This is a genomic window from Caldalkalibacillus salinus (genome assembly GCF_016745835.1).
Taxonomy (GTDB): Bacteria; Bacillota; Bacilli; order Caldalkalibacillales; family JCM-10596; genus Caldalkalibacillus_A; species Caldalkalibacillus_A salinus.
The window spans coordinates 1-3,355 of the sequence record NZ_JAERVL010000042.1; the positions used below are offsets into that span (position 1 = coordinate 1).

Sequence of the window (3,355 nt, forward strand, 5' to 3'; positions counted from 1 at the left end):
TCAATGATTTCTTCAGGTGTATCAAGGTGTTTTACATCTTGAGCTCTTGTAATAAAGCCCCGTATGTTATATTTTCCACTAAAATAATGTTCGTAGTCACTTGGCTTGATCACTTTTTGCATAATTGTAGTTGGTTCAGGAAACTCAGCATCTAATCGTACTCGAATGATTTTTTCTAGTTCTTCATCTGTAAGCTTGTCAATACTTGTTCTCCGTATACGATTAAATTCTTCAAGAGAGACATCATTTTTTCTTAATACTTGATCAAGCGTCTCTTGAAAAGGTTCTAGTTGAATAGAACAATATCCTCCTCCCTGCAACGCCTCTATAAAGTTGTCTACCTGACTTGGACGATTAACTCTTAATCTCTCAAGCTCCGATGGATAGACTTTTTTCTCAACCAACTGGCGCATGTTTTCAGGACTGAAGCCTTTTGCTTGGATGTATCTTTTTACCCACGTTGCCTCTGTACGGTTAATGATACCATAACGAGCGTAGTCATTTGGGTCTATGTTACGGTTGGCAAAGTAGAGAATGTCGTCTAGCTTGAAGCCATCATTCAGTAATTGGCGCAGTTGAGTTTCATTATAGCCACGGTTGACCAGATTAACGAGTGACTCAAGACCGTTATTGTCTAAGTGTTTCGTTTGCTCTAAGAAGCTTTTGCTAACACCGAGTTCATCAAGCTGTCTAAGCAAGTCTTCGGATACTCTTAGTGTACCTGTTCCGTTGTTCTTGATAACAATACCGTCATACGGGATTATGAGTACGTGTGGAGCAACTATTAATGTGTAGTTTTTAAAAATAGAACTACGCCTTAAGATTTGTGTTCATCCTAAGGCGTAGTTCGTATGATTCTTATTTCATTTTATTAACCTTCTTTGTTTACTATTTTCCACTCCATATCAAGAAGAACGGGTGGCACAAAGTGTGGAATGAGATACTCATATTTTTCTCCCGTCCACTTTCCAATGATCATGTGCTGACCATCTTTAGATTTCTTGATCTTCCACTCTCCACTTGCGGCAGCAACTTCTCCTTGTTCGGCCATTTTCCATGCTTCGTTAAAGGAGTAATCCCCATCTTGTATTGGCTGAATATCTGGCATGGCTGACTCTGCTTCTTCAAGAGAGTAGTCCTTTTCTGAATCCCATACTTCGTGGAATTCAAAGCCTACTAATCCCGCTTCTTCTACTCGGTTTTTGAAGGTATCTGTAACGTAAATCTCTACCAAGTTTTCTTTCAGTTTAAAGATCGTTTCTTGTTCGATACATTCCTTATTAAAGGAATACTTTTGTATGTCTTTTACGACTTCAACATTATATTTATCTTCGATGAGTAGTTTAGCTTTATCTCGATTAAAACAATCGGTTAATCTTGTTATATTAATTGCATAATAGTTTTTTTCAGAGTGTATCATAGGTAATATTTCAGCATTGTCCAGTAACAAGTCTTCTAAAATTGAAATTGAACGTTCACTAAAAATAGGGTAAGGGAAGCCTGGAAAATCTGACTCTAACCCTTTTTCATACGTTTCTAATTTTATTGGTTTCCAATTATCTAACATGCTTGTGCCTCGAAAACCACCTAATAATGTGTGTGAATCATATTCATTAGCACATCCTAGATAATCATAGCCTTCAAGTTTTTTATTAAGTATGTAGATTTTCAAGATTGACACCCTCTCTTAGTTATCGATATAACGACCAATAAATAGTCTGCCGCTTGTTAAGTCCTCACGTATACCTTGAAGAATATCTGCAGCTATTGTTTGTCTTTGTTCTAAAGGTAAATGTCTGTATTCAATATTCATTCTTTGAAGTTGTTTAAATACATACTCATAATAGTTTTTTGTATGTCCCCCATTATGTGTTGCAACAACTAACATTGTTCCGTCATAATCTGGTAGGTTGTAATGCGAATATCCTTTCACCTTTGGAAGCCACACGCCTATTGCAGATGAGTTAGTATCTATACCAAAATGTTTCAATATTAGTCTAGCATCCCGTGCTGCTTGATTATTAGCACCTGCAGCAACAATATGATGTGCATTCCATCCTGTTATCGGGTCCGCGACAGGAGGTTTTCCTAAGTTTGCGTTGGTTAATTCATCTCGTAGTATCTGACTTGGACTCTTACTCGGTGCATGCGCTAGCTTTAAGTCGTAGTGCCCTTCCGTTCTGTCCTTATAAAAGCTCAACGGTATACAGTTTGAATTATGCGTCAGGATACTTAAATTAGAAACATAGTACGTATGGAAGTCTTTCACACGGAAGTTGTAAACAGTTGTATGTTCTTCTTTTACCTCAATCGCATCAATCGGTAAGAGATTTCCGTCACTCGTTTCTAGTAGATCTCCTACTTCAAGATCCTTGGTTTTAACCCAACCCTTTTCATGTACCCAGAAAGGGTGTTCATCCGTAGTGGTGATAAGTTCCTCTCCTACTTTGACATTGTAGGATTCTGAGATTGGCTTCTGGAAGAGCATATCCACTTTCTTATATGCCATCTTATTAGTTTCGGTATCTTTTGCCAAGACTGTATCACCAATTTGGATGTGTAATTTTTAAAAATAGAACTACGCCTTAAGATTTGTGTTCATCCTAAGGCGTAGATCGTATGATTGTTATTTCATTTTTTTAACCTTCTTTGTTTACTATTTTCCACTTCATATCAAGAAGAATGGGTGGAATAAAGTGTGGAATGAGGTACTCATACTTTTCTCCCGTCCACTTTCCAATGATCATGTGCTGACCGTCTTTAGATTTCTTAACCTTCCACTCTCCACTTGCGGCTGCAACCTCTCCTTGTTCGGCCATTTTCCATGCTTCATTAAAGGAGTAATCCCCTTCTTGTATAGGGTGAATGTCTGGCATGACTGGCTCTGCTTCTTCAAGAGAGTAATCTTTTTCTGAATCCCATACTTCGTGAAATTCAAATCCAACTAATCCCGCTTCTTCTACTCGGTTTTTGAAGGTGTCCGTGACATATATTTCACCTAGTTTTTCTTTCAGTTTAAAAATGGTTTCTTGTTCAATACATTCCTTATGAAAGGAGTACTCAAGTATTTCTTTTACAACTACAATATTATACTTATCTTCAATAACTAACTTTGCTTCATCTCGATTAAAACATTCGGTTAATCTTATAACATTGACTGCATAATATTTCTCACTGGGATGTTCAACTTCTAGTATTTCTGCTCTATGTTCTAGTAAATCCATTAACGTGTTCACTGCTTTTTCACTAAAGATTGGCTCTGGAAACCCAGGGAAATCAGAGCTCTTCCCTTGTTCCTGTGTGTATAATTTTACTGAGTACCAATTATCTAGCATTGGCTGTCCTCTAAACCCAT

General features: G+C 37.4%; 4 protein-coding genes. All 4 read right to left on the bottom strand.

Annotated features, from left to right (window positions below):
• Positions 1-698, bottom strand: a 698-nt coding sequence (locus tag JKM87_RS17500; protein WP_202081740.1) for a hypothetical protein, incomplete at its 3' end; no start/stop codon positions are given.
• Positions 699-871: 173 nt separating this feature from the next.
• Complete coding sequence (locus JKM87_RS17505; RefSeq protein ID WP_202081742.1) at positions 872-1,672, bottom strand: imm11 family protein; 801 nt, start codon at positions 1,670-1,672, stop codon at positions 872-874.
• A 15-nt stretch (positions 1,673-1,687) separates the two neighbouring features.
• Positions 1,688-2,557 carry a polymorphic toxin-type HINT domain-containing protein gene (locus JKM87_RS18230; RefSeq protein WP_336885202.1) on the bottom strand — a complete coding sequence of 290 codons (870 nt, stop codon included), beginning with the start codon at positions 2,555-2,557 and terminating at the stop codon, positions 1,688-1,690.
• A gap of 82 nt (positions 2,558-2,639) precedes the next feature.
• Positions 2,640-3,355, bottom strand: a 716-nt coding sequence (locus JKM87_RS17515; protein ID WP_236838937.1) for an imm11 family protein, incomplete at its 5' end; no start/stop codon positions are given.